Genomic DNA, 24,672 nt, shown 5'->3' on the forward strand with positions numbered 1-24,672 from the left:
GGGATGTCCGATTTGGGTTCGCGCGACGACCATTCCCAGGAAGACGACCAGACCGGCCACATCGCGCGGCCCGCCCCGCCGACCACCATCGGCTCGGACCCGGCCTACAACCCGACCATGGCCCGTCCCATCCCCGACCCGGCGGCGATGTCGGGTCCGATGCCCACCCAGCCCGGGCCCCATCCCTCCGGGCCGTACGCTTCCGGGCCGTACGCTTCTGGGCCGTACGCTCCCGGTGCGCACCATCCGAGCGGCCCGTATCCCGGACCCGGGTACCCGCCCGGCAACTACACAGCCCCCGCCCCGCAGGGCTCCCGACGAGGGCCGCTCCCATGGCTGCTCGCCGCGGTGGCCGTGCTGTGCGTCGTGGCCCTCGTCGTCGGCGGGCTGGTGTGGTGGCAGCACGGCCGTTCGGGTTCCGACGACGAGACCCGGGCCCTGTTCCCCGGCCAGCTCACCGGGGCGTTCCCGACGGCGCCCACACCGGCCTGGACGCTGCGGCCGTCGGATCTCGGGGGTGAGCGCTTCGTCGGACCGACCTCGTCGCTTCCCACATACGGCAGCGTCGGTGTGGTCGCCGACGACACCACCGTCGTGACGCTCGCCGGTGGATCGGCGGCCTCCACCGGTCGCCACCTCGTCGGCGTCGACGCGGCCACCGGCACGCACTGGACGTCGCAGCAGCTGTTCAAGGCGTGTGCCGACACCATCGTCGACCGGCGCATCGCCTGCATCGACGCCGATCACATGGTGTTCCTCGACACCACCGACGGCACGGTGCTCGCCGAGCAGCCGATGCCCTCACCGCAGGCGTTCAGCGTCGCCTACAACGGAACGGCCGCGTTCACCCGCGTCTACGAGACGTACTCCGATTCCGTGCGGCTGGTGAAGATCACGCCCACCGGAACCGAGTGGGCCAAGGAATTCGTGATCCCCAACCGCAGCGGCAGCGGCGACGGCTACACGTTCACCGCGACCGATGCGCTGGTGGCCATCGCACACGGGGGATCGGTGATCGTCGCCTCGGCGGTCGACGGGCGCGAGATCCTGCGTCGTCCGGGCAGCATCGAGATCGGGACACTCGCCGACGGGTCCCTGGTCACCACGCTCGGCAGCGGCGGGATCAACGGCACCAGGGGGCCGATCGCGGTGATCCGCCCCGACGGCACCGTCAGCGAGATACCCGGCGCCACGTTCGGCGTCCCGCAGGTGGCCGCACCCGATCTGCGGGACACCGTCCTGGTGGACGGCAAACTGGTCTCGGTCGCCGACCGTACGAGCTCCTGGGCCACCGGTGTCTTCACCGAGCCCGTCTACTCGGCCAGGGTTCCGGTCGCCGACGACCGCCAGGTCGTCACGATCGGCGCGGGCGGCCAGATGATCGCCGCCGACACCGCCACCGGCGTCGTCCGGTGGTCGCTGCCGGTCGAGACGTCGGGCTACGCCGACGACGTGGCGGTGACCGACGGCACCCGGATCCTGGTGGGTGGTGAGGGCGGTGCCCTGACCGCCGTCGACCTCGAGTCCGGTGTGCCGCAATGGAACATCCCGGGAGCGCAGCTCGGCGACGGGCAGGCACCACTGGTCCTCGCGGTCGGCGGTCGACTGGTCACCGTCACCGGCACGGCGATCACCGCCTTCGCACCCACCGGCGGCGACGCGGTGGCACCCGGGGCACCGCCGGCACCGATCGAGGCACCGGCGGGCTATGTGACCCGCTGCGGCACCCCGCCGCGATTCGTCCCCGACAAGTTCGTCACCACCCCCGCCGGGCTGGTGGTGACGATGAAGGTGGTCGCCACCTGCCCGAGTGGAGACGTGTTGTCGGGCAACAAGACCCGGATCAGCATCAGTGATCCGAGCGGACTGATCGCCTCCGGTGACTTCGACTTCAGCTCATCGCCGCTCGCCGTCGGGTCCTCCGACGCCGGTTCCGGGATCACCCTGGACCTGACGTATCCGCCGGGGTCGTTCTTCCGCACGCCGGACACCCTCGGGTCGGTCGGTGGCGCCGCCGGGAGCACCTCGGCCGGTCCGATCGTCGTCGACTGCGTTCCGGGTCCGCCGACCACCGACACGCTGCCCGCCCCGGCGGACGGGTCGACCGCCGCGCCGCAGACCGCGACCGGGGCGGTGATCCCGCCGGGTGTCGACGTCTCGGCGACCACCGGCAACGCCTTGCGCGCACAGGCCGATTCCGACCGCGCGTTCATCCTGGCCAACCTGAACAACCGGTGGGTGGCGCAGCTGTCGTCCAAGCGGCCGGGGCTGGTCGCCGACGGCAAGACCTGGGACAACCAGGCGATCCTCGACGAGTTCCTGGCCAACCGCCTGCGCTTCGGTGATGCGCGGCTGCTCTACAGCGACGAGTGGAGCGTGTTCAACTACCGCGGTTGGTGGGTGACGGTCGCGACACCGACGTTCCCGGGCCCCGACCAGGCCAATGCCTGGTGTGTGCAGCAGGGCTTCGACGGCGACCACTGCTTCGCCAAGCTGATCAGCACCACCGCGTCGCCGGACGGGTCCACCCGCTACCGCTGATCGGCACCCCGTCGGCGACCCCTGTCCGGCGTCTTCTTCGTGAATGCCGGACAGGGTGAGGTGCGCCCGCGTATGGTCGTATTTCATATTTGATGTACGTCTACGCGGGGTGGCGTGCACCGAGTGTGGTCGGGGGACGAGATGAGCGGTGCGGCGGTGGCGGGAATCGTGGTCGGGGCGGTTCTCGTCATCGGCGTGCTCGCCATGGTGGGCGGGATCGTCGCCTACGGACTGGCGACGCGCCCGGACCGGTTCGCGGTACGGGAGATGCGCCTTGCCGATGTCGACCGCTACATCGAGAAGACCGCGTCGTTCGCCATCGTGCTGGAATGCACCACGCCGCTGTCGCGCGGGGAGGTGTGGTCGCGGTTGATGCAGGTCCGGTATCTGTCGTCGCTGCCCTTGCTGGCGGGGCCGACATGGACCGATGCGACCGACCGAAGTGAACCGGTCGTCGGTGCCGGGCGGACCATGTCGGGCACGATCCTGTCGGTCGCGCAGCGGGTGATCTGCGTGATCCCCGGCGAGCGGCTGACCCTGACCGGTACGGGGATCTCGGTGCCGTGGGCCATCGCGGACTTCGCCGAGCGGTTCACCATCGTCGACGGGCCGCGTCCGCGCACCGTCACGGTGCGGTGGGAGATCGCCGGGTCGCCGCGCTGGGTGGGCTGGTTGCCGTGGCGCTGGTGCGTACCGATCGCCCGGCCGGTACTCGCTTTCGTGGTACGGCACATCCTGCGGCTCAAGCCGTTTCGCCGCCCGACCGATCACCCGGGGGTGCCCGGCGGGCGGTGCGGGAACTCAGATTTCGGCTAGATATCCGGCGAGTCGTTCGGGTATCACCATCGCGGGCAACGCCATTCGCAACTGCGCCTCGACATAGGCGTCGAAGCCGAATTCGGCACCGAAATGCCACTGCTTGAGCGCCCATCCGTGGGCCAGCATCATCAGGTCGAAGACGGCGAGGTCGGCCTCGACGTCGGCGCGGATCAGCCCGGCGTCGACCGCGGCGAGGATCGCCTCGCGCATCGGCCCGGCCGTCTCCACCTCGAGCTGTTTGATCCGTTCGCGGCCCCCGGCGTCGAGCGTGCGGCTCTCCCGATAGGTGAGCACCACCGCATCCCGGTTCTCGTCGACGATCCGCGCGTACTGACGGAAGCCGGCGATCAGCTGCTCCACCGGGTCGTCCCCGGCGAGGTCCATGGCCGGCTGGAGCTGATCGCGGAACTTCTCGAGGATGTCCACGATCGCGGCCAGGAGGATGTCCTCCTTGTTCCCGAAGTACTTGTAGAACAGTCCGACGCTGACGCCCGCCTCCTCGGCGAGTGCCTGCATCGACATCTGGTGGAACCCGGTGCGTTCCATCACCGCGACCGCGGCGTCGAGCAGTTGACGGCGCCGCGAGGAGATCCGTACCGCCCGCACCGCGTCCTCGACGCTGCTCGTGCCGTCCACGCCGGTGCGTGCTGCTGCCGCCTTTGCCACCACTCCTCCTCGATTCGGGTGAACTCCTGGAGTCTAGTGGTCAGATTCCCAGGTCTTTTGCGATGATCGTCTTCATGATCTCGGTGGTCCCGCCGTAGATCGTCTGGATGCGGGCATCGATGAACGCCCGCGACACCGGGTACTCCCGCATGTAGCCGTATCCGCCGTGCAACTGCAGACAGCGGTCGGTGGTGCGGACCTGCAACTCGGTGGCCCACCACTTGAGCCGGGCCGCGCGGGCCGCGGTCAGTTCACCGGCGACGTGTTCGGCGATGCAGTCGTCGAGGAAGGTGCGCGCCAGGTCCAGTTCGGTGGCCAGCTCGGCGAGCACGAACTGGGTGTTCTGGAACGACGACACCGGTGACCCGAAGGCGGTGCGTTCCTGCACGTACTCCAGGGTGCGGGCAAAGGTGCCCTCGGCGGCGGCGACGGCCCCGATGGCCAGCGACAACCGTTCCTGCGGCAGGTTGTGTACCAGCTGGTAGAAGCCCTGCCCCTCCTCGCCGAGCCGGTTGGCCACCGGCACCCGCATGTCCTCGAAGGCCAGTTCGCTGGTGTCCTGGGCGTGCAGGCCGATCTTGTCGAGCTTGCGGCCGCGCACGAAGCCGGGGGTGTCGGCCTCCACGACGAACAGGGTCAGACCCTTGTGCTTCTCCGGGCCGGTGCGGGTGGCGACGACGAACAGGTCGCCGTTGCGGCCGTTGGAGATGAACGTCTTGGAGCCGTTGACGACGTAGTGGTCGCCGTCGCGGACCGCCGAGGTGCGGATACCGGTGAGATCGGACCCGGCGCCCGGCTCGGTCATCGCGATACCGAGCACCGTCTCGCCGCTGACCACACCGGGCAGCCAGCGCGCCTTCTGCTCGTCGTCGGTCATCTCGGTGAGGTACGGCAGCACGACGTCGTTCTGCAGCGAGAAGGCGATCGCCTCGGCGGCCGCACCGGTGCGGGCGGTCTCCTCGATCACGATCGCGTGATACCGGAAGTCGTCGACGCCGGGGCCGCCGAACTCCTCGGGTACCGGGAAGCCGAGCAGGCCGTTCTTACCCGCCTCGGTGAACAGGCTGCGCTCCCACAGCCCGGCGTGCTCCCACTCCTCGTGGTGCGGGGTGATCTGGTCGGCGACGAACTTCGTGACGGTGTCGCGGAACTGACGGTGCTCGATGTCATGGGTGAGTGCGCTCATGGTGTGTCCCTGTGGTCTCGCGGGTCGGTGATGAGAGGAGCGGCGTGGCCGATCCGGTTCAGCGGAAGGCGTTCTCGCCGGTGAACGCCTGGCCGAGGACGAGCTGGTGCATCTCCGGGGTGCCCTCGTAGGTCAGCACCGACTCGAGGTTCACCATGTGCCGGATCACCGGGAACTCCAGCGAGATACCGTTGCCGCCCAGGATGGTTCGCGACGTGCGGCAGATCTCGATGGCCTCCCGGGTGTTGTTGAGCTTGCCGAAGCTCACCTGGTCGGGGCGCAGGCCCACGGTGTCCTTCAGCCGTCCCAGATGACAGGCCAGCAGGTTGGCCTTCTGCAGTTCCACACCCATATCGGCGATCTTGGCCTGGGTCAGCTGGAAACCGGCGAGCGGGCGGCCGAACTGGGTGCGGGCCTTGGCGTAGTCGACGGCGGCGACCCATGCCGAGCGGGCCGCGCCGACCGCACCCCAGAGGATGCCGTAGCGGGCCTCCGACAGACTCGCCAGCGGCGCCTTGATCCCGGTGCCGCCGTACGAGTTCCGGCCGTTCCCGTCGACGCCGCCGGGCATCATCGCATCCGCGGGCAGCCGGACGCCGTCGAGCACGATCTCACCGGTGGTCGAGGCGCGAAGCGAGAGCTTGTGCTTGATCTCCGGGGTGGTCACCCCGGGGGTGTCGGTGGGCACGATGAAGCCGCGGATGCCCTCGTCGGTGCGGGCCCAGACGACGGCCACGTCGGCGATGGGGGAGTTGGTGATCCACATCTTGCGGCCGTCGAGGATCCAGTCGGAGCCGTCGCGGCGGGCACGGGTCGTCATCGACGCCGGGTCGCTGCCCGCGTCGGGTTCGGTCAGGCCGAAGCATCCGATGGTGGTGCCGGCCGCCATCCCCGGAAGCCAGTGCTGCTTCTGTTCCTCCGAGCCGTTGTTGTAGATCGAGAACATCGCCAGCGACCCCTGCACCGACACCATCGAGCGGATGCCGGAGTCGGAGGCCTCGAGTTCGAGGCAGGCCAGACCGTAGTGCACCGCACTCGATCCGCCGCAGCCGTAGCCGTCGAGGTGCATGCCCAGGACACCGAGGTCACCGAACTGCTTCATCAGGTCGCGCGCGATCGGGATGGAACCCTGCTCGAACCAGTCCGCGACGTGCGGGGTGACGTGCTCGGTGAGGAAGCCGCGGACCGAGTCGCGCACGGCGAGTTCGTCGTCGCTGTAGCCGAGGTCGATGTTGAGGGGATCGGTCGCCGAGAATGCCGGCAGGGCGGTCTGGGTGCTCATGATTGTGTTCCTTGGGGCTTGCGGGGTGCGATGAACCGGCCGTCGGACATCTCGGCCGCGGCGGATTCGGTTGCCTTGTAGTGCAGCTTCTTTCCGGTCGCCGACACCGGCAGGGAGTCGACGATCCGGTAGGCGCGGGGCCGTTTGAACTGCGAGAGCATCGGGTGGTCTCGGCAGAACTCGTCGAGTTCCTCGGCGGTCGGGGTGGTGCCGTCGGCGGCCAGGACGTAGGCGACGACGACCTGCCCCCACCGCTCGTCGGGGACACCCACCACCAGGGAGTCGGCGACGTCGGGATGGCTGTTGAGCGCCTCCTCCACCTGTACCGGGTGCACGTTCTCGCCACCGGAGATCAGCATGTCGTCCTTGCGGCCGACGATGGTGACGAACTCCTGGGCGTCCCAGGTGGCCAGGTCGCCGATGTGCAGCCAGCTGCCGTTGTACTTGGCCTTCTCCTGAGCCGGCGAATCATAATATGCGGCTGCGCATTTGGGGGATCGGATGATCACCTCGCCGACCTCGGAGCCGTCGCGGGCGACGACCTCGTCGGGGGAGGCGAGGTGGCCGTCGTCGTGCACCTTGACCACGCGGACGTCGTCGTCGATGCAGGCACGGCCGGCCGTTCCGGCATGGTCGGGCAGATCCACCGGGCGCAGGAAGGTGTTCCAGAATCCCTCGGTGCTGCCGTAGCCGTTGAAGATCCGCGGCGTGAGGACCTCCTGGTAGCGCAGGGCGGCCTCGCGCTCGAGTGGGGCGCCCATCGTGACGATGCCCCGCAGACTCGACAGATCACGGGGCCGGGCGACCTGGGCGGCGGTCAGCATGGCGAGGTTGGTGGGCGCGCCGATCAGGAAGGTCAGCCGGTACTTCTCCACCCAGTCGAGGGTCAGCTCCGGGTCGAAGGTCCGCATCGGGACCAGGGCCGACCCCAGGTAGAACGTGGGATTGGGTCCGGCACAGTACAATCCGCCGCGGTGGAACCACGGCGTCATGTTGAGGGTGCGGTCCTCGGGGGAGAGCGGGAAATGCATGATGACGTCGTGCGCGGAGAAGATCTCGATCGCGCTGTTCATCGGTACGGCCTTGGGCATCCCGGTGGTGCCCGAGGTGTAGAGACGGGTGGTCTCGTCGAACACGCCGCGATCGACCTGGGGCGGAGCCGAATCCGAGGGCAGATCGGCGAAGCGGATCGAGACCGCGCCGTCGACCAGCGGGCCCGCACCCACGCCGACCAGCACCTCGGGGGTGTGGTCGGCGCGGGCGATCGCGTCGGTGACCATCGGGGTGAACTCGGTGTCGTAGACGTACACCTTGGGGCGGCTGACATCGAGGATCACCGCGGTCTCGCCGGCGGCGAGGCGGAAGTTCACCGGTGACCCGACCGCACCGGCCGCCTGGGTGGCCAGGTACAGCTGGGCGAACTCCGGACCGTTGAGCAGCTGGTAGGCCACCACGTCGCCGGGTGCCACACCGCGGCCGGCCAGGCCTGCGGCGAGGGCGTCGACGGCGGCACCGAGCCGGCCGTAGGTCCATTCGGTGTCGGTGGTCGGGTCGATCATCGCCACCGTGCCGGCATACCGGGACACGTTGCGGCGGAAGCCGTTCAGGTAGGTGAACTCGTGCTCGAAGAACGACCGGTACTGATGGGCGTCGTAGACGTAGGGAGTCTCGGAACGAGGCGAGGCGATGGTCATGTCGGGATCTCCGGTGGTCACTCGGGGGTGGGGCCGCTCAGCCGGCCATGGTGAGTCCGCCGCTGACGCTGATCACCTGTCCGGTGATGAACGACGCCGCGGGGGAGGCGAAGAACAGGACGGGCGCGGCGACCTCGTCGGGCCGGGCCAGGCGGCGGAACGGGATCGCCTTGACCAGAGCCTCTTTCAGCTTGTCCGGCTGCGCCTGGAACAGCGGGGTGTCGGTGGGGCCGGGGCACACCGCGTTGACGGTGATCTGGTAGCGGGCCATCTCGCGGGCCAGCGACTTGCTCAGTGCGATCACGCCGCCCTTGGCGCCGGCGTAGATGCTCTCGCCGGCCGAACCGACGCGGCCGGCATCCGAGGCGAGGTTGATCACGCGGCCACCCTGCCAGCCCTCGGACTTGGCGGCCTCGACCATGCCGGGCAAGAAGGCGCTGGCCATGTGGACCGGGCCGAGGTAGTTGATCGCCACGACCTTCTCGGCGAACTCGGGGGTCGCATTGAGGAACTGGTCGGTGCGGTCCCAGCCGGCGGCGTTGACCAGGATGTCGGGGACACCGACCTCGGCGTTCACCGCGTCACGCAGGGCGTCGACGGCGGCACGGTCGGCGACGTCGACCTTCATCGGGACGATGTTCGCGGTGCCCTCGGCGGTGCGCTTGGCGGCGTCGAGGTCGAGGTCGGCGGCGACGACGGTGACGCCCTGGGCGGCGAAGGCCTCGGCGATCGACTTGCCGATACCCGATCCGGCTCCGGTGACGACGGCGATGCTGTTGGTGATCATGGTGTTTCGGTGTCCTCTCGGCGTCAGACGACTCAGATGGCGGCGTACTTGTTGAATTCCGGCATCCGCTTCTCGGCGAATGCGGTGGCACCCTCGGCGCCCTCGGCGGTGTGGTGGGTGAACAGGTCCAGGGCGCTCATCGCGAGGTTGGACAGGCCCGCCTGGTGGTCGGTGTCGGCGTTGAAGCTCTGCTTGAGGAAGCGGATCGCGGTCGGCGACTTCTCGGCGATCTCGGCGGCGATCTTCTTGGCCTCGTCGAGCAGGTCGGCGGCCGGGACGACCCAGTTGACCAGGCCCCAGCGCTCGGCGGTCTCGGCGTCGTACTGGCGGCACAGGTACCAGATCTCACGGGCGCGCTTCTCGCCGACGATCCGGGCGAGGAAGGCCGAGCCGAAGCCGGCATCGAAGGAGCCGACCTTGGGGCCGGACTGGCCGAAGCGTGCGGTGTCGGCGGCGATGGTCAGGTCGCAGAGCACGTGCAGGACGTGTCCGCCACCGATGGCCAGACCGTTGACCGCGGCGATGACCGGCTTGGGGATGTCGCGAATCGTCTTGTGCAGGTTGCCGATCTCGAACATGCCGCTCTCGCTGGGGCCGTAGTCGCCGGTCTCGGCGCGCTGCTTGACGTCCCCACCGGTGCAGAATGCCTTCTCGCCGGCGCCGGTGAGGATCACCACCTGCACCTGCTGGTCGGCCCAGGCGCGGCGGAAGGCGTTGATCATCTCCTCGACGGTCTTCGCGCGGAACGCGTTGTACCGCTGCGGGCGGTTCATCGTGATGATCGCGGTCGGGCCCTCGACGGTGTAGTCGATGTCTTCGTAGGTGGGGTTCATGACGTGCTCCCTTGGTGAATCGACGGACGGTGTGATCACCGCTTCACTGTGAATGAACGTACATTCACCCATCCGGGCGTGTCAAGGGTCACAGTCGGGGATCCGGCGGACATCTCGGTGTCGGGAAAGCACAAAGCGAGGTCACGGCCGGTGCTCGGGGCACCAGCCGCGACCTCGCGGATCGGCGGGAAGGGGGTCGGGATCAGTGTGCCGAGGCGACCTCGGCACCCAGACCGGTCTCCGAGCGCACGATCATCTCCGCGAACTTCTCGTCCGCATCGGCGGCGCCGGTCCGGTCGGGCCGGCTCAGCAGCGAGCCGACGACGCAGGCGATCAGGCTCAACGGCAGGGTGATCACCACCGGCAGCTGGATGGTCAGCGGCGCCGGGCCCGAACCCGGCCACAGGGCCGGGGTCAGCATCAGCGTGATGATCGTCGACGACAGGCCGACGAGGATGCCGTACATCGCCCCGGTGGCGGTGAAACCCCGCCAGTTGAGACTCAGCACCAGCGCCGGGAGATGGGCGCTCGCGGCCACCATGAACGCCATCCCCATGAAGTAGGTGATGTTGGTGTCGTCGCCGATGACCATCGTCAGCGCGATCGCGATCAGGCTGAACACCACCGCACCGTAGCGGGCGACGACGGCCTGCGACTGGTCGTCGACCTCACCGGCCGGGGCCCGGGTGACGGTGGGCCACACATCGCGGGCGAAGGTGCCCGCCGCCGAGATCACCACCCCGGCGACGACGGCGATGATCGAGGCGAAGGCAACCGCCGACACCATCGCCAGCGCCAGCGACCCGCCGATCGTCCCGGCGCCACCGCCGAGGTCGGTGACCAGCGCGGGCGCGGCGAGATTGCCCGACGTGCCGACCCGCTCGGAACCGTTGGCGCCCAGCAGTGCTGCCGCACCGAAACCCATCACGACGACGATCAGGTAGAACATGCTGCACAGCGCCACCGTCCAGCCGAGGGACCGGCGTGCGGTGGCGGCCTCCGGGACGGTGAAGAAGCGGATCAGGATGTGGGCCATCCCCGCGGTGCCCAGGGCGAAGGTGAGGGCATAGGAGACCAGGTTGACCGGCCCGCCGGAGCCGAAGATCTGTCCCGGACTCAGGATCGCGTCGCCGGCCGCGGCATTGTGGGTGGCCGAGTCGAGCAGGAGCGGGAAGCTGAAGCCGAACTTCGACAGCACGCCCACGCCGATGATGATCGCCAGGATCGCCAGGATCGACGACTTGATCACCTGCACCCAGGTGGTGGCCAGCATGCCGCCGACGAAGACGTAGACCGCCATCAGCAGGCCGGCCACGAGCACCGACACCCAGAACGGGATACCCGCGACGGACTCGAGAAGTGTTCCGGCGGCGACCATCTGGGCCAGGAGCACAAAGGTGCACGTGGCCAGGGTGCTCAGCGCGACGGCCACCCGCACGCGGCGTGACCCGGAGCGGAACACCAGCACGTCGGCGATCGTGTACTTGCCGATGTTGCGCATCTTCTCGGCCAGCAGGAACAGTACCGGGAGGAACGAGATCACCGACGCGAACAGGATCACGGTGCCGTCGACACCCTGATAGAAGATCAGGCCGGTGGTGCCGAGGAAGCTGCCGGCGGAGATGAACTCGCCGGAGATGGCAAAGCCGTTCTGCCAGCTGCCGATCGAGCGGCCTGCGGCGAAGAAGCCGTCGGCACTGCGGGACCGGCGGGCGACGGCGAAGGTCACCCACAGCGTCAGTGCGATGACCGCGACGCAGATGGCGATGGCGAGATGGTCGGTGCCGTGGGTCATCGGGCGGTCTCCTTGCTCTCGGACGCGGCCGACACCGCGGCCAGGGCGGCGTCGGCGGCCGGTTGGATGTAGGTCCGGGCCAGCCGGAAGTAGCAGAACACCAGCACCCAGGTGCCGACGAACTGCGACAGCACCACCCACAGCGACAGCGGGACGTCGAGGATCTCGACGCTGCCGAGCACATCCGGGAAGCCGGCGAAGCCGACGACGAAACCGCTGAACAGGGCGATGGTGAGCACACTCATCAGTGCGGTGACCCGGCTGCGGCGCCGGCGGAGCTCGGTCACCTCGGGGAGGGCCAGGACGCTGCTCCACGAGGTGGGGGAGGTGACGGTCAGGTCGATCATGGCCGCACCGCCGCACGTCGGGCCGTGTCCAGGGCGAAGAGGTTCTCGTCCCAGCCGTCGGCGAGCGGGCCGAAGAAATGGAACCGGACCTGCTTGACGCGGTAACGCCACACGCCGTCGACCTTGACCACCTGGTCGGTGTAGCGGCCCGCCGCGATCGAGGCGGTGCCGTCGGTGACGCAGGGCTGCCAGAGAAACGAGTGCACGGTGGCGGTGTCGCCGTCGAGTTCGATGTCGAGATTGGTGATGAAGTGCCAGAACGCGGTCAGGCCACCTGCGGCGAGACCGGCGCAGAAGGTGCGCAACTCGGCCTTGCCGCGGGGGTGACCGAGTCCGTCGAACTCGCCGTCCTCGGTGAACAGGTCCAGCAGGGCGTCCCAGTCGCCGTCGTCGAGGTGACGGCAGTAGCGGGCGTCCAGGGAACGGATCTGCTCGAGGTCTTCGAGACGGGTCAGCCGATCGAGTGTCGACGGCGTCAGAGGTGTGGCCGGCGTGCTCTCGGTGAGAGGGGAGGCGGGGGGATGGGACATGAGGTCCTCCGAAGGGTTGGGGAGGGGTTAACGAGCGTTCATGTGATTGAGACCATAGTCCGCCGAACCGTCCTGGGTCAATGCCCACAGATGGAGCCGTTCTTGCAGGTGGGGGTCGTGGTACCTACGCTTCGGTACATGAACAGTCGATCGTCGAGCGCGCAGATGTCGGTGCGAGACCGGATCGTCGAGGCGGCGCTCGACGAGTTCTTCGCCTCCGGATTCCATGGGGCCAACATGCGGAGCATCGCCAAAATCGCAGGTTGTAGCGCTGCCAATGTCTACAACCATTTCGAGAACAAGTCGGCACTCCTCGTCGAGATCCTCCGGGTGGCCAGTGACGAGCAGTTCACCGCCACCCGCAACGCCCTGCGGAAGGCGGGGGCCGATCCCGCCGAGCGATGGCGTCTGGCGGTCGCCGCACATGCGCACTTCGTGGCGACGCATCCGCGCGAGTGCCTGGTGGCCAACACCGAACTCCGCTATCTCGACGAGATCGACCGCAAGCGCGTCGTCGGGTCCCGTGATGCGCAGGAACAGCTGTTCGTCGAGATCGCCACCAAGGGCTCTGAACAGGGAGTGTTCTCTGTCGGCAGGGTGTCGGAGGCGGTCACGGCGGTGTTGACGATGTGCTCGGGTATCCCGCTCTGGTTCCGTCCGGACGGCCCGCTGTCCGCCCGTGAGGTGGCCGACGACTACGGCGACTTCGCGCTGAACCTGATGGGCTTCCGGCCGGCGGGGGCCGAGATCACCCGTTGACCTCGGGCCGGGGACATGCTGTACTGGTGAACGCTTGTTAATCACATTCCGGTGATCGAGCGCGCTGATCCGCAGATCGTCCAGGAGCTCATATGACCCACCGACCGTCGCAGCCGCGTACCGACAGCCCCCGCTACCTCACCGAGGAGCGCATCGCCATCCGCGATCTGGCCCGGGAGTTCGCCATGACCCAGGTCCTGCCCGTCGCCAACGAGCTGGACCCGGTGCAGGGCACCATCCCCGACGCACTCAAGAAGGCGATGGCCGAGGTCGGCTTCTTCGGGATCATGATCCCCGAGGAGTTCGGTGGCCTCGGCCTCGGTGTGTTCGAGTATTGCCTTGTCGCCGAAGAACTCTCACGCGCCTGGATGAGTGTGTCCGGCTTGCTGGCCCGTGGCAACGGGATGGGCGGCGGCTTCACCCCGGAGCAGGAGGCGGCACTGCTGCCGCGGGTGGCCCGCGGTGAGTACCTCGGCGCCTACGCGCTGTCGGAGGCCGAGGCGGGTTCCGACGTCGCCAACATCTCCTGCCGGGCGACCCGGGAGGGCGACGAGTGGGTGGTCAACGGCACCAAGATGTGGTGCACCTACGCCGATGAGGCCGACTACCTGGTGCTGTTCGTCCGCACCGACCCGAACAAGGACCCGGCCAAGCCGCACCGCGGCATCAGCACATTCCTCGTGGAGAAGGAACGCGGCGTGTTCCCCGAGGGCATCTCGGGAACCAAGGTCCGCAAGATCGGCTACTTCGGCTGGAGCACGTGGGAGCTGTCCTTCGAGGACTTCCGGATTCCCGCCGACCGCATGCTCGGTGAAGAGGGCAAGGGTTTCTACCTCGCCGTCAGCGGTCTGGAGGTGGGCCGGGCACATACCGCGGCCCGCGCCATCGGACTCGCGCGCGCCGCCCTCGAGGACTCCATCGCCTACCTGCACACCCGTCGGCAGTTCGGCCACGAGCTCGCCGACTTCCAGCACCTGCGGTTCAAGGTCGCCAAGATGGCCGCCGACATCGAGGCCGCCCGCCAGCTCATGTACTCCGTCGCCACCGACATCGACACCGGTCGCCGCTGCTCGCTGGAGGCGTCGATGTGCAAACTCGTCGCCACCGAGATGGCCGAACGCGTGACCAGCGAGGCGGTCCAGATCCACGGCGGCGCCGGCTACACCACCGATTTCCAGGTCGAGCGCCACTGGCGTGACGCACGCCTGACCAAGATCTTCGAAGGGACCAGTGAGATCCAGATGCGCATCATCTCCGACGAGCTCCTGGGCCGGGGGCCGGCCGCATGAGTACCGCCGTGACCGTGGCCGGTGCCCGGACGGTGCGGGTCGGCGACCACACCGACTGGCGTCGTGACCTCGATCCGCTCGCCCAGGCCCCGGTGCCCGGTGCGGTCCGGATCGGCTCCTCCTGGCAGGTCGAGGGACCGGCCGGCGGGACCGGACCACGGTGGTCGGATGCGGTGATCACCCGCGTCACCGCCGCCACCGTGCACCGCGACATCGTCGTCACCGACGCCGCCGGCGCGGTGTGCGAGCGGGGCACCGAGGTCTGGCAGCTGTCCGATGCTCTGGAACCCATTGCGGCGCTGAACTTCTGCTCGCCGGAATGGGCTGAGCTGATCGGTGTCCGCCTGGCCGCCGACGACGCCTTCGTCGCCTCGCTGTCCACCTGGGACGGCGCGATCGGCCTGCGGTGCGACGAGCGCGAGATCCAGCTGCGGATCTACAAGGGACGCATCATCGACGTCACCCGCCGCTGCCCGCACGGCGCGACGTTCACCTTCATCGCCTCCGGCCGTGCCTGGGTCGATCTGGTGTCCGACGCCGACAACGACTTCATGCGCCGCGCGATCCGCGGCGAGTTCAGCAGCTCCGGAGACGGATACGAGTACCTGCGGCTCACCAAGCCGCTCGACATGATCGTCGGCCACGCCCGTGCGATCGCACGGGAGGTGTCGGCATGATCGAGGCACGCTATCTCGAGATCGGCGGGTCCACCGGCTTCGTCGAGATCCATCTCCCGGCCGCGCACGGCCCCGCCGGCGCGGGCCTCGGTACCGTCCTGTGTATCCACACCGCAGGCCAGAGCGGGGTGCAGTGGCGTCACGCCGCCCGCGCCCTCGCCGCCCGCGGCTACCGGGTGATCGTCCCGGACCTGCCCGGACACGGCCGCTCCGAGCCCGCGGTCGGAGGACCGGTCACCGACCTGGTCACCTACGGTGACTGGCTGGTGGAGGTCCTCGAGGTGCTCGGCGTCGAGCGCCCCTACGTCCTGGGCTGCTCGATCGGCGGGAAGCTCACCCTCGAACTCGCCTGCCGGCCCGACACCCCGCTCGCCGGGGCGCTCGCCATGGCCGCCGACGCCGCACCCGGCGCGGTCAACGGGCTCTTCAGGATTGACGGTGCGTGAAACAGGTTCTATCGACCACAAGATGTAGGTCGGATTCGCGGGTGTGAGCCGCGTGATGTGGGCGGGTCCTGTGGTGTGAAGATGAAAGCTCCTACACACTCATCCGAACACTCACAGGACCCATGACGCAGCGTAGCGCTCTTGCCGACACGATTTGCCGCACCATCGAGTTGGGGGTGACGATCACCGACGCCGCCATCGACGGCGAGGACCGTACCCACTTGTTTTGCCAGCTCCTGGACCCGAAGAAGAGCTGCCCGTCCTGCGGGCAGGCGGGTCGGCTGCGTGATCATGTCGACCGCGAGGTCGCCGATCTACCGATCGTCGGGCACCCGACCCGGCTGCACCTGACGGTGCCCCGCTACACATGCGGCAACGACGCCTGCTCGACGTCGGTGTTCCGCGCCGACCTGAGCGCGATCGTGGCCCCGCGGGCACAGGTCACCCGCCGCACCACCACCTGGATTCTGCGGTCGATGATCTGCGACAAAATGTCGGTCACCGCGGCGGCGGCCGCGGTGGGATTGAGCTGGAACACCGTCAACACCCTGGCGTGTGAGGCGGCCCGGACGCTGGCCGCAGCACCCGCACGCCTCGCCGGCGTCCGCGTTCTCGGAGTCGATGAACACAAATGGAAACATGTTCGAGGCCAGGGTGATCCGAGTTTCGTGACCGTCCTCGTCGACCTCACCCCGATCGTGGACGGCACCGGGCCGGCACGCTTGGTGGACATGGTCGCCGGCCGGTCGAAAGCCGCGTTGACCGACTGGCTCGACGCTCGCGATCAGGCGTTCCGAGATCGTATCCGGGTGGTCACGATGGACGGGTTCACCGGCTACCGCACCGCCACCGCAGAGTCCCTCGACAAGGCACGCGCAGTGATGGACCCGTTCCACGTCGTGCATCTGGCCGCGGAGAAACTCACCCTGTGTCGTCAACGAGTGCAACAGGATACGTGCGGACACCGGGGACGGTCCGGGGATCCGCTCTACGGTATCCGCCGTACCCTGCTGACCCGGATCGGGCTGCTCACCGACAAACAGAAGACCCGGCTACGCACGGGTCTGGACGCCCACGACGAGCATGTGGCGGTGGCCATCACCTACGCGATCTATCAGGACCTGATCGACGCCTATGACCAGCCGAACAAGCGGGACGGGAAGATCGCGATGTACAAGTTGCTCAAACGCATCCACACCGGCCTACCGGCCGGCCTCGCGGAGGTGGCTCAACTCGGACGGTCGTTGTGGGCCCGACGTGCCGAGATCCTCGCCTACTTCGATACCGGCGCCTCCAACGGCCCCGTCGAAGCCATCAACGGGCGCCTCGAGCACCTCCGGGGTATCGCGCTCGGGTTTCGCAACCTCACCCACTACATCTTGCGGTCGCTCATCCACTCCGGCCAACTCGCAGAAAGCCTGCGCGCACTCTGAATTAGGAAGAGCCGGTCAACGTCAACGGATTGCGCCGCGAACTCGAGGACGTCGCCGGACCGTCGCGCGCCGAACGCACCTACCTGGGCACCCTCGCCTCGGTGGGCCGGTCGGTGCCGAAGGAGACCGCCCACCTCATCGGACTCATGCACAAACGGGAGGACCCGGAGATCTCGTCGTCGGACCTGATCGGCTGGGGTACCCACGACGTGCGTCACCGGCTGGCCGACCGGACCTGCCCGATCCATCTGGTCTGCGGTGTCGACGACCCGTGGATCGACGTCGAGCGGGTCCGCCGACGGGCGGCGGGCCTCGCATCGTCGGGCCCGGCCGCAGACCGGCGTGCCGTGACCTTCACGGCCCTGCCCGGGATCGGCCACTACCCGATGGAGGAGATCGCCGACTTCGCCGGCCTGGCCGCCGGATGGATCGACGAACTGCGGTCGACCGCAGCCGATCCGGAGAAGACGGAGGTGTCGGCATGAGTGTCACCCTGGACGCGTCGGCGCTCGGTGCGCTCGGCGCCGACCTGGTGTCGGCCGATCCCGACGCGGTGGCCGTCTACGACGTCGTCGACGGCCGGCCGGTCCCGGTCACCCGCGGGCGGCTCGCACACCGCGCCGAGGTCCTCGCCCAAGAACTGCGTGCGGTGGGGGTGCGCCGCGGACACTGCGTCGCGGTGCTGATCCCCAACTGGTCCGACGCCCTGGTGTGGCAGTTCGCCGCCGCCGCGCTCGGCGCCCACGTGATCGGCATCAACACCCGCTACAACGTCGGGGAGGTGCGTCACATCCTGGTGGCCGCCCGGCCCGTCGTGGTGGGTCTGGCCACCGACTTCCACGGACTCGACCTCACCGGGATCCTCGTCGACGCCGCCGCATCGGCGGAGGTGACACCACCGATCGTCGCCGCGGTCGCCGGGCCGGGCGCCGCCGGCGATCCCGTACCGGCTCCCGACCTCGGCTCGGGCACCTGGATCGCCGGACACGGCGGCACCGAGGGCCTGCGCGTTCCCGACGTCGGCGATGTCGCGGTGCTCACCGCCGCCGGGATCGACGACCGGGCCGATGACGCCCTCGCCGTGGCCTTCACGACGTCGGGCTCCACCGGTACGCCCAAGCTTGCCGCCCACCGGGATTCGGCGGTCGTCGACCACGCCCGTGCCGACGCCGCCGTGATGGGCATCGGCCCCGGTGACGTGGTGCTGTGCGTGCTGCCGGTGTCCGGGGTGTTCGGGTTCAGCACCGCGCTGGCCGGTCTCGCCGGGGGTGCGGGCCTGCTGATGGAGCCGGTGTTCGACGCCGCGGGCACCCTGGCGCGGATGGCGCGACTCGGGGTGACCCACGCCGTCGGCGGCGACGACCTGTTCGGGCGTCTGTACGACACCTGGCACGGCGGCGAGCGCGCCGATCTCAGTGCATTGCGGTGGATCGGGATCGCCGACTTCCTCGGCCGGTCCCAGGCGATCGCCGACTGGGCCCGCACCGAGTTCGGCACCCACACCACCGGGGTCTTCGGATCGTCGGAGGTGTTCGCACTGGCATTGCTCTGGGCCGACACCGATCCCGAGGCCCTCAGGTGGAACGGTGGGGGACGCCCGGTCTCGGATGCGGTGCAGGTGCGGATCGCCGACCCGTTCGACCACACCGAGGTCGACACCGGCGTACAGGGCGAACTGCAGTTCCGCGGAACCAATGTCGTCGACGCCTATCTGGGAAACGCAGCGGCCGCACAGGATTCGTTCACCGCCGACGGCTGGTTCCGCAGCGGTGATCTGGGTGTGGCCACCGGCGACGGCGGATACACCTATGTCTGCCGGATGGGAGATGCCCTGCGGCTGCGCGGTTTTCTCGTCGACCCGGCCGAGATCGAGCATCGCCTCGCCGAGCATCCCGCGGTCGCGACCGCCAAGGTGGTCGGTACGACGGCCGACGACGGCCACACCGTCGCCGTGGGATTCGTGGTGCTCGACGAGGTCGCCGTGAGTGGCGGTACGGCCGAGCCGGTGGACGCCGCCGTGCTGAAGGACTGGTGTCGCACGAGCCTGGCCGCGTTCAAGGTGCCCACCACGGTGCACGTGATCGAGGCGATGCCGACCACCGTGGGCGGAAACGGTAGCAAGATCAAGGCCGCCGAGCTGCGCGTCTGGGCGCAGCGGTGGGCCGATTCAGAAAGGGACCATCGTCGTGTCTGACCTACAGGATGTCGTGATCTGTGAACCGCTGCGGACGCCGGTCGGCCGGTACGGCGGTGTCTTCGTCGACGTCCCCGCCGCCGACCTCGCCGCCGGGGTGATCACCGAATTGCTCGCGCGCACCGAGATCGACGCGGAGTCCATCGACGATGTCATCTTCGGCCAGTGCTATCCGAACGGTGAGGCCCCGGCGATCGGCCGGGTCGCCGCGCTGGACGCCGGACTGCCGGTGACCGTTCCCGGCCTGCAACTCGACCGGCGCTGCGGGTCGGGGCTGCAGGCGGTGCTCGACGCCGCGATGCGCGTACAGACCGGCGTCGCCGACGTGGTGATCGCCGGCGGGGTGGAGTCGATGAGCCGCGCCGAGTACTACACCGAATCCATGCGATGGGGCGCCAAGGGCCGGCCCGCGGCACTGCACGACCGGCTCGCGCGTGGCCGTGTCACCGCCGGTGGCCGCAACCACCCGGTGCCCGGCGGCATGCTCGAGACCGCCGAGAACCTGCGGCGCATCTACGGCATCAGCCGTCAGGAGCAGGACGAACTGGCCGTCGAATCCCACCGCCGCGCCGTGGCCGCGACCGACGGGGGACGTTTCGCCGACGAGATCGTGCCGGTGTCGGTCCCGCGACGCAAGGGCGACCCCGAGATCATCGACCGCGACGAGCATCCGCGTCCCGATGCGACCGTGGAGTCACTGGCCCGGCTGCGTCCGGTGATGGCCGCCGACGACCCCGACGCCACCGTCACCGCGGGCAATGCCAGCGGCCAGAACGACGGCGCCGCAGCCTGCCTGGTGACCAGCCGGGCGATGGCCGAGCAACTCGGGATGCGCCCGCTGGCACGCCTGGTCACCTGGGCGGCGGCCGGTGTCGCACCGTCGGAGATGGGGATCGGCCCGGTCCCGTCCACCGCGAAGGCCCTCGAACGTGCAGGCCTGGACCTCGCCGACATCGATCTGATCGAACTCAACGAGGCCTTCGCCGCGCAGGCCCTCGCCGTGACCCGCGAATGGAAGTTCGGTGCCGCCGACTTCGAGCGCACCAACGTCAACGGTTCGGGCATCTCGCTGGGCCACCCCGTCGGCGCCACCGGCGTCCGCATCCTGGCGACCCTGCTGCGTGAGATGGACCGCCGCGGCGCACGCTACGGCCTGGAGACCATGTGCATCGGCGGCGGACAGGGCCTGACGGCCGTCTTCGAACGGGTGAACTGACACCGGTGGTTGGTGGTCGAGCCGGAACCGAGCCCACTTCTGAGGTGGATGCGTTCCTGAGGTCGGCCGTCTGAGGTTTCGACACGTCTCGTCGGTGGCCGGTTGGTGATTGAGCCGGGACCGAGCCGGATGGGGGCTGTTTCATTTTCAAGAACATAGCCAGCTGGTCCTCGGAAAAGAGGGGCTGAATCGCCGCGTAAGCGATTTGGGGACCAAATCACCTTCGGCGAACTGAGCGTTCGACCTCAACATTCTGGCTGTCGGCCATTTTGAAACAGCCCCGATGGGGGCTGTTCCAAAATGGACTTCGGGTACCGCTCCATTTTCGGCCGCCGACGACCACCGGCCGGCGGCACCAGTGAGGGGTGCCCCCATGGTGCCGGTCAGGCAGCAGTGGGAACCAGACGACCTGCCCCCAAAGCCTTGAACAGGTTCTGAGTCAACGCGTGGAACGTGAATTCCGCTGTCGCACGGCGTTGTCCACGACTGGTGAATCGACGGAAACCCAGATTGTGTTTGGCATGCCCGAACGGTGTCTCAGCAATATGACTCCGTTGCCGGTACAGCGCGGAACCCTCAACCGTGGCCAACCGGTGAGCCATCTGTTCAACCGGGGTGGCGTCGGAGGGAGGTGGACCAACAGTTGGCTGGTCACGGGCGGTGCGATTGAGCTCTCGTGACTTTCCCGTCGCGATCAGCCGGTCAGGACCCCCAGCAGTCAACGCTTCCTCGGACAGATACCCGGCATCGGCAAGAATGACACCAATACCGTTGGCGTCGGCCCCTTCTGGTCGTGCCGCATCGATCACCTGGGCAGCCGCAACAGCCCGTTTACTCATACCGACGAACATCGCACCATCAGACGGATTGTTGGAAACCTCGACCGCGATGATCACACCATCCGAACTCGTCACGGCCTGACAGTTGTAACCCTGAACCCACCCACCCCCACGCATCGGCATCGACCGCGACTGCGGGTCGGTCATATTACGTTGCGGCCCATCCAATTTGGCACCAGTGTCGGATGCTGCAGCGGCGACGGCCTGCTCGGCACGTGTGATCGCCGCATCGAGTCGGGCACGGGCCTGTACGACCGTCACGGCTTCATCGATCGGTTTCGGCGGACGTCCTACCCGGCCTTGATACCAGCGGTCGATCCGTTCCTGCTGGATCGTTGCGACCCGCGCATACGAGCTCTCCCGCACGCGAACCTCGGAGCGGGCCCGTTCAACCGGATCTACTGCGGGTTTAGGCATCTGGGCGAGGGCATCAGCGATCCGTTGTGCCCGGATGCTGGGTTCGGCCAACTCGGCCGGTAGTTGGTCACCAGAACCACTGTCACCGTCTGTGGTGTCTTCGTCGGCATCGGTGTCTGCGTGTTCGGCGGCGGCGCGGGCGGCTTCGGCGGCCAGTGCTTTACGCAGGCCGGCTTCGGTGCGGTTGGCTCCCAGCGAGGCGTTCGAGGCGATCTTGACGCCGTCGAGGGCCACCACCCCCAACTCGACCATCCCGACCCGTGCACACAACATCAAGACCTGGGTGAACAGGTCCTCGACCACCTCGGCGCACTCGGCGCGGAACCTTGAGATCGTCACGTGGTCGGGGACGTCACCAGCACAAATGATGCGGTAGGTGATATCGCGGTGACACAACCGTTCCAGTTTCCGGGAGGATCGTTGGCCTTGGGCCCATCCCCAGATCAGCAACGTCAACAACATGTCGGGGTGATAACCGGCCCGGCCCACACCACCGACGGATCGGCGGGCATGCAGTTTCTTGGTATCGAGTCCGGCGACCGCATCGATGACCAGCCACACCGGATCGTCAGCGGGTAACCATTCCCGCATGCTCGGCGGCAACAGATACTGTTGATCCCGGTCGACTGGTCGATATCCCTTGGCCACCAACCCATTATCGTCTACAACACCTCAAGAATGGGTGTGCGACAGGCGCCAAAACCTGGCCACCCCATTTTGCAACAGCCCCGATGGGCGAGGACCCGTGTCGAAATCTCCGCAGCGTGTGTGGGGTGGTGACCACTTCTGTGGTGGTTGCGTTGGCGAGTTCGGCCGTCTGAGGTTTCGACTCGTCTCGTCGCTGCGCTCCTCGTCGGCTCAACCACCGTAGGGGGCCTTGCCGCTGTGCTCCTCGTCGGCTCAACCACCGTAGGGGGTCTCGTCGCTGTGTTCGGCGTCGGCTCGACCAGCGTCTGGGTGGTTGCGTTCGGAAACCGATCCGGCGGGTGGCTAGTCCAGTCCGCGTTGGGCGGTGCGGTCACCGCGTCGGGATGCGGCGCGCTGGACGAGGAAGATCGTCGTCCCGAGCAGTCCGACGATCAGACCGACCAGACAGACCCACAGGGTTCGTGAACCACCCCACCCGGTGACACCGACGATGATGCTCGCCACCAGCCAGGCCGCCATGCCCACCACGATCACCGGCTCCGGGGCCCGAAGGGCCTTGGGGAGTTCGGGAATCGGTGCGGCCGCTGCCTCGGGCCGGGTTGGTTCGGACATGAGCCTCAGGGTAGCTTTCCCGTGTGTCAAGCGATTCGCCGAGTGAGTCCACCACGCCGCCGCCCGCAAGCACCGCGACTGCCAAGAATCCTGTCGACCGCTTCTTCAAGATCTCCGAACGCGGCTCGACCATGGCCCGTGAGGTCCGCGGCGGACTGGTCACCTTCTTCACGATGGCCTACATCGTCGTCTTGAACCCGATCATCATCGGTGGCATCCCCGGCGAGTCCAAGAACGCCGACGTCCTGGGACATGTGCTGCCGATCGCGCAGGTCGCGGCGGTCACCGCGCTGGTGGCGGGCGTCATGTCGATCATCTTCGGCCTGGTGGCGAACTATCCGTTCGCGATCGCCGCCGGCCTCGGTATCAACAGCCTGCTCGCCGTCACCATCGCACCCGAGGTCACCTGGCCCGAGGCGATGGGCCTGGTGGTGGTCGACGGCATCATCATCGTCGTGCTCGCCGTCACCGGATTCCGGACCGCGGTGTTCAATGCCGTCCCGGCCGAACTCAAGGCCGCGATCGCCGCCGGTATCGGCTGCTTCATCACCTTCGTCGGCTTCGTCGACGCCGGCTTCGTGCGTCGCATCCCCGACGCCGCGGGCACCACCGTGCCCGTGCAGCTGGGAATCGGGAACTCGGTGGCCACCATCCCGACCCTGGTCTTCGTGATCGGCGTGCTGCTGATGGGTGTGCTGGTGGCGCGCAAGGTGCCGGGCGGACTGCTCATCGGCATCGTCATCACCGCGGTGCTCTCGGTGATCCTCGAGTCCGTCTTCGACCTCGGATCCGGCGCGACCAACCCCGACGGGTGGGGCCTGTCGGTGCCGTCGATCCCCAGCTCGCTCGGCGGGCTGCCCAACCTGAGCCTGGTCGGCGACGTCGACCTGTTCGGTGCGTTCACCCGGATCGGCGTGCTCGCCGCATCGGTGTTCGTGTTCGCGCTGGTGCTGTCGAACTTCTTCGACGCGATGGGCACCATGACCGGACTCGGCAAGGAGGCCGGCCTGGCCGACGACAAGGGCAACCTGCCCGGCATCGGCAAGGCCCTGGTGGTGGAGGGCACCGGCGCGATCGCCGGTGGTGTGGCGTCCTCGTCGTCGAACACCGTGTTCGTGGAGTCGGCGTCGGGTATCGCCGAGGGAGCGCGCACCGGCCTGGCCAACGTGGTCACCGGCCTGCTGTTCCTGGCCGCGATGTTCTTCACCCCGGTCTACGAGGTCATCCCGTCGGAGGCGGTCGCCCCCGCCCTGGTGATCGTCGGTGCGCTGATGATCGGGCAGGTTCGCACGATCGACTTCACCGACTTCACCATCGCGCTGCCGACCTTCCTGACCCTGGTCACCATGCCGTTCACCTACTCGATCGCCAACGGTATCGGCGTCGGCTTCATCAGCTGGGTGGTGCTCAAGGTGGCCACCGGCAAATGGCGTCAGGTGCATCCGCTGCTCTGGGCCGTCGCCATCGTCTTCGTCCTCTACTTCGCCCGCCAACCGATCTCCGACTGGATCGGTTAGCCGATTTCATGAATCCATGTGGTTCGTCCAGCGGATTTCACAGGTCGGAAGCGTCGGATCCAGAGTTGCAAACCTAGTCTTTAGGCGTGAAAGCAGCCCAGGACACCGATGAGCACCTCGCCGGCGCGTTGTCCCTCACGATCGT

Annotated in this window: 20 protein-coding genes and 2 pseudogenes; 11 read left to right on the forward strand and 11 right to left on the reverse strand. The window is 68.2% G+C overall.

Annotated features, from left to right (window positions below; genetic code table 11):
* Positions 1–3 precede the first annotated feature (3 nt).
* The gene (locus Q9K23_RS18625; RefSeq protein ID WP_305950234.1) at positions 4–2,541 is read left to right on the forward strand and encodes a PQQ-binding-like beta-propeller repeat protein; all 2,538 of its coding nucleotides are present in this window, start codon (positions 4–6) and stop codon (positions 2,539–2,541) included.
* A 141-nt stretch (positions 2,542–2,682) separates the two neighbouring features.
* A complete protein-coding gene (locus Q9K23_RS18630) occupies positions 2,683–3,357 on the forward strand; it encodes a hypothetical protein (protein ID WP_053778820.1) in 675 nt (224 codons plus the stop codon).
* On the opposite strand, the gene Q9K23_RS18635 is transcribed toward Q9K23_RS18630, so the two are convergent.
* The 9 genes from Q9K23_RS18635 to Q9K23_RS18675 all read right to left on the reverse strand — a co-directional run bounded on the left by Q9K23_RS18635 (position 3,343) and on the right by Q9K23_RS18675 (position 12,480).
* Complete coding sequence (locus tag Q9K23_RS18635; RefSeq protein ID WP_053778819.1) at positions 3,343–4,026, reverse strand: TetR/AcrR family transcriptional regulator; 684 nt, start codon at positions 4,024–4,026, stop codon at positions 3,343–3,345. The genes Q9K23_RS18630 and Q9K23_RS18635 overlap by 15 nt on opposite strands.
* 40 nt (positions 4,027–4,066) lie before the next feature.
* A complete protein-coding gene (locus tag Q9K23_RS18640) occupies positions 4,067–5,212 on the reverse strand; it encodes an acyl-CoA dehydrogenase family protein (protein WP_020790471.1) in 1,146 nt (381 codons plus the stop codon).
* A 58-nt stretch (positions 5,213–5,270) separates the two neighbouring features.
* A complete protein-coding gene (locus tag Q9K23_RS18645) occupies positions 5,271–6,494 on the reverse strand; it encodes an acyl-CoA dehydrogenase family protein (protein WP_053778790.1) in 1,224 nt (407 codons plus the stop codon).
* Positions 6,491–8,188, reverse strand: coding sequence for an AMP-binding protein (locus Q9K23_RS18650; protein ID WP_059036989.1), 1,698 nt, complete (start codon positions 8,186–8,188; stop codon positions 6,491–6,493). The genes Q9K23_RS18645 and Q9K23_RS18650 overlap by 4 nt, the downstream gene beginning before the upstream one ends.
* Positions 8,189–8,225: 37 nt before the next feature.
* Entirely contained in the window at positions 8,226–8,975 is a 750-nt protein-coding gene (locus tag Q9K23_RS18655; protein WP_053778789.1) for an SDR family oxidoreductase, read from the reverse strand.
* A 32-nt stretch (positions 8,976–9,007) separates the two neighbouring features.
* Positions 9,008–9,808, reverse strand: a complete 801-nt coding sequence (locus Q9K23_RS18660; protein ID WP_053778788.1) for an enoyl-CoA hydratase-related protein — start codon at positions 9,806–9,808, stop codon at positions 9,008–9,010.
* Between the two features lie 202 nt (positions 9,809–10,010).
* Positions 10,011–11,603 (reverse strand): cation acetate symporter, encoded by a 1,593-nt coding sequence (locus tag Q9K23_RS18665; protein WP_053778787.1) that lies wholly within the window; start codon positions 11,601–11,603, stop codon positions 10,011–10,013.
* Complete coding sequence (locus Q9K23_RS18670; protein WP_020793282.1) at positions 11,600–11,950, reverse strand: DUF485 domain-containing protein; 351 nt, start codon at positions 11,948–11,950, stop codon at positions 11,600–11,602. The genes Q9K23_RS18665 and Q9K23_RS18670 overlap by 4 nt, the downstream gene beginning before the upstream one ends.
* Positions 11,947–12,480: a nuclear transport factor 2 family protein gene (locus Q9K23_RS18675; protein ID WP_020793281.1), complete on the reverse strand. Its 534-nt coding sequence runs from the start codon at positions 12,478–12,480 to the stop codon at positions 11,947–11,949. The genes Q9K23_RS18670 and Q9K23_RS18675 overlap by 4 nt, the downstream gene beginning before the upstream one ends.
* A 138-nt stretch (positions 12,481–12,618) precedes the next feature.
* Here Q9K23_RS18675 and Q9K23_RS18680 point away from each other — a divergent pair, with 138 nt between their 5' ends.
* From Q9K23_RS18680 to Q9K23_RS18715, 8 genes and pseudogenes are all read left to right on the forward strand, one after another.
* Entirely contained in the window at positions 12,619–13,239 is a 621-nt protein-coding gene (locus Q9K23_RS18680; protein ID WP_053778786.1) for a TetR/AcrR family transcriptional regulator, read from the forward strand.
* A 92-nt stretch (positions 13,240–13,331) separates the two neighbouring features.
* Positions 13,332–14,528 carry an acyl-CoA dehydrogenase family protein gene (locus Q9K23_RS18685; protein WP_059036981.1) on the forward strand — a complete coding sequence of 399 codons (1,197 nt, stop codon included), beginning with the start codon at positions 13,332–13,334 and terminating at the stop codon, positions 14,526–14,528.
* Complete coding sequence (locus Q9K23_RS18690; RefSeq protein ID WP_053778785.1) at positions 14,525–15,205, forward strand: hypothetical protein; 681 nt, start codon at positions 14,525–14,527, stop codon at positions 15,203–15,205. Before Q9K23_RS18685 ends, Q9K23_RS18690 begins: the two co-directional genes overlap by 4 nt.
* A pseudogene (locus Q9K23_RS18695) lies at positions 15,202–15,636 on the forward strand (alpha/beta fold hydrolase); the annotation flags it as partial. The gene Q9K23_RS18690 and the pseudogene Q9K23_RS18695, both read left to right, overlap by 4 nt.
* Positions 15,637–15,773: 137 nt before the next feature.
* Positions 15,774–17,084 (forward strand): ISL3 family transposase, encoded by a 1,311-nt coding sequence (locus tag Q9K23_RS18700; RefSeq protein WP_053778629.1) that lies wholly within the window; start codon positions 15,774–15,776, stop codon positions 17,082–17,084.
* A 14-nt stretch (positions 17,085–17,098) separates the two neighbouring features.
* Positions 17,099–17,569 (forward strand): annotated as a pseudogene (locus tag Q9K23_RS18705) (alpha/beta hydrolase); the annotation flags it as partial.
* On the forward strand, positions 17,566–19,278 hold the full coding sequence (locus Q9K23_RS18710; protein WP_059036979.1) for an AMP-binding protein: 1,713 nt from the start codon (positions 17,566–17,568) through the stop codon (positions 19,276–19,278). The pseudogene Q9K23_RS18705 and the gene Q9K23_RS18710, both read left to right, overlap by 4 nt.
* Positions 19,265–20,494, forward strand: coding sequence for an acetyl-CoA C-acetyltransferase (locus Q9K23_RS18715; RefSeq protein WP_059036978.1), 1,230 nt, complete (start codon positions 19,265–19,267; stop codon positions 20,492–20,494). Before Q9K23_RS18710 ends, Q9K23_RS18715 begins: the two co-directional genes overlap by 14 nt.
* Positions 20,495–20,877: 383 nt before the next feature.
* Here the strand turns inward: Q9K23_RS18715 and Q9K23_RS18720 are convergent, their stop codons facing one another.
* Together Q9K23_RS18720 and Q9K23_RS18725 are read right to left on the reverse strand one after the other, a co-directional pair.
* Positions 20,878–22,398, reverse strand: coding sequence for a transposase (locus Q9K23_RS18720; protein ID WP_305950235.1), 1,521 nt, complete (start codon positions 22,396–22,398; stop codon positions 20,878–20,880).
* A 342-nt stretch (positions 22,399–22,740) separates the two neighbouring features.
* Positions 22,741–23,010, reverse strand: a complete 270-nt coding sequence (locus Q9K23_RS18725) for a DUF2530 domain-containing protein (RefSeq protein ID WP_053776639.1) — start codon at positions 23,008–23,010, stop codon at positions 22,741–22,743.
* Positions 23,011–23,141: 131 nt separating this feature from the next.
* On the opposite strand from Q9K23_RS18725, the gene Q9K23_RS18730 reads away from it, so the two are divergent.
* On the forward strand, positions 23,142–24,527 hold the full coding sequence (locus Q9K23_RS18730) for an NCS2 family permease (protein ID WP_202927014.1): 1,386 nt from the start codon (positions 23,142–23,144) through the stop codon (positions 24,525–24,527).
* Positions 24,528–24,672: the final 145 nt, after the last annotated feature.

The organism is Gordonia sp. NB41Y (assembly GCF_030718915.1).
Taxonomy (GTDB): Bacteria; Actinomycetota; Actinomycetes; order Mycobacteriales; family Mycobacteriaceae; genus Gordonia; species Gordonia desulfuricans.

Excerpts from the sequence above, each read along its gene's own strand:
- Q9K23_RS18645 (WP_053778790.1), bottom strand. The coding sequence starts at position 6,494 with ATGAGCACCCAGACCGCCCTGCCGGCATTCTCGGCGACCGATCCCCTC.
- Q9K23_RS18625 (WP_305950234.1), top strand. The coding sequence starts at position 4 with ATGTCCGATTTGGGTTCGCGCGACGACCATTCCCAGGAAGACGACCAG.
- Q9K23_RS18675 (WP_020793281.1), bottom strand. The coding sequence starts at position 12,480 with ATGTCCCATCCCCCCGCCTCCCCTCTCACCGAGAGCACGCCGGCCACA.
- Q9K23_RS18730 (WP_202927014.1), top strand. The coding sequence starts at position 23,142 with ATGGCCCGTGAGGTCCGCGGCGGACTGGTCACCTTCTTCACGATGGCC.
- Q9K23_RS18650 (WP_059036989.1), bottom strand. The coding sequence starts at position 8,188 with ATGACCATCGCCTCGCCTCGTTCCGAGACTCCCTACGTCTACGACGCC.
- Q9K23_RS18700 (WP_053778629.1), top strand. The coding sequence starts at position 15,774 with ATGACGCAGCGTAGCGCTCTTGCCGACACGATTTGCCGCACCATCGAG.
- Q9K23_RS18710 (WP_059036979.1), top strand. The coding sequence starts at position 17,566 with ATGAGTGTCACCCTGGACGCGTCGGCGCTCGGTGCGCTCGGCGCCGAC.
- Q9K23_RS18680 (WP_053778786.1), top strand. The coding sequence starts at position 12,619 with ATGAACAGTCGATCGTCGAGCGCGCAGATGTCGGTGCGAGACCGGATC.
- Q9K23_RS18665 (WP_053778787.1), bottom strand. The coding sequence starts at position 11,603 with ATGACCCACGGCACCGACCATCTCGCCATCGCCATCTGCGTCGCGGTC.
- Q9K23_RS18655 (WP_053778789.1), bottom strand. The coding sequence starts at position 8,975 with ATGATCACCAACAGCATCGCCGTCGTCACCGGAGCCGGATCGGGTATC.
- Q9K23_RS18690 (WP_053778785.1), top strand. The coding sequence starts at position 14,525 with ATGAGTACCGCCGTGACCGTGGCCGGTGCCCGGACGGTGCGGGTCGGC.
- Q9K23_RS18725 (WP_053776639.1), bottom strand. The coding sequence starts at position 23,010 with ATGTCCGAACCAACCCGGCCCGAGGCAGCGGCCGCACCGATTCCCGAA.
- Q9K23_RS18685 (WP_059036981.1), top strand. The coding sequence starts at position 13,332 with ATGACCCACCGACCGTCGCAGCCGCGTACCGACAGCCCCCGCTACCTC.
- Q9K23_RS18660 (WP_053778788.1), bottom strand. The coding sequence starts at position 9,808 with ATGAACCCCACCTACGAAGACATCGACTACACCGTCGAGGGCCCGACC.
- Q9K23_RS18670 (WP_020793282.1), bottom strand. The coding sequence starts at position 11,950 with ATGATCGACCTGACCGTCACCTCCCCCACCTCGTGGAGCAGCGTCCTG.
- Q9K23_RS18640 (WP_020790471.1), bottom strand. The coding sequence starts at position 5,212 with ATGAGCGCACTCACCCATGACATCGAGCACCGTCAGTTCCGCGACACC.
- Q9K23_RS18630 (WP_053778820.1), top strand. The coding sequence starts at position 2,683 with ATGAGCGGTGCGGCGGTGGCGGGAATCGTGGTCGGGGCGGTTCTCGTC.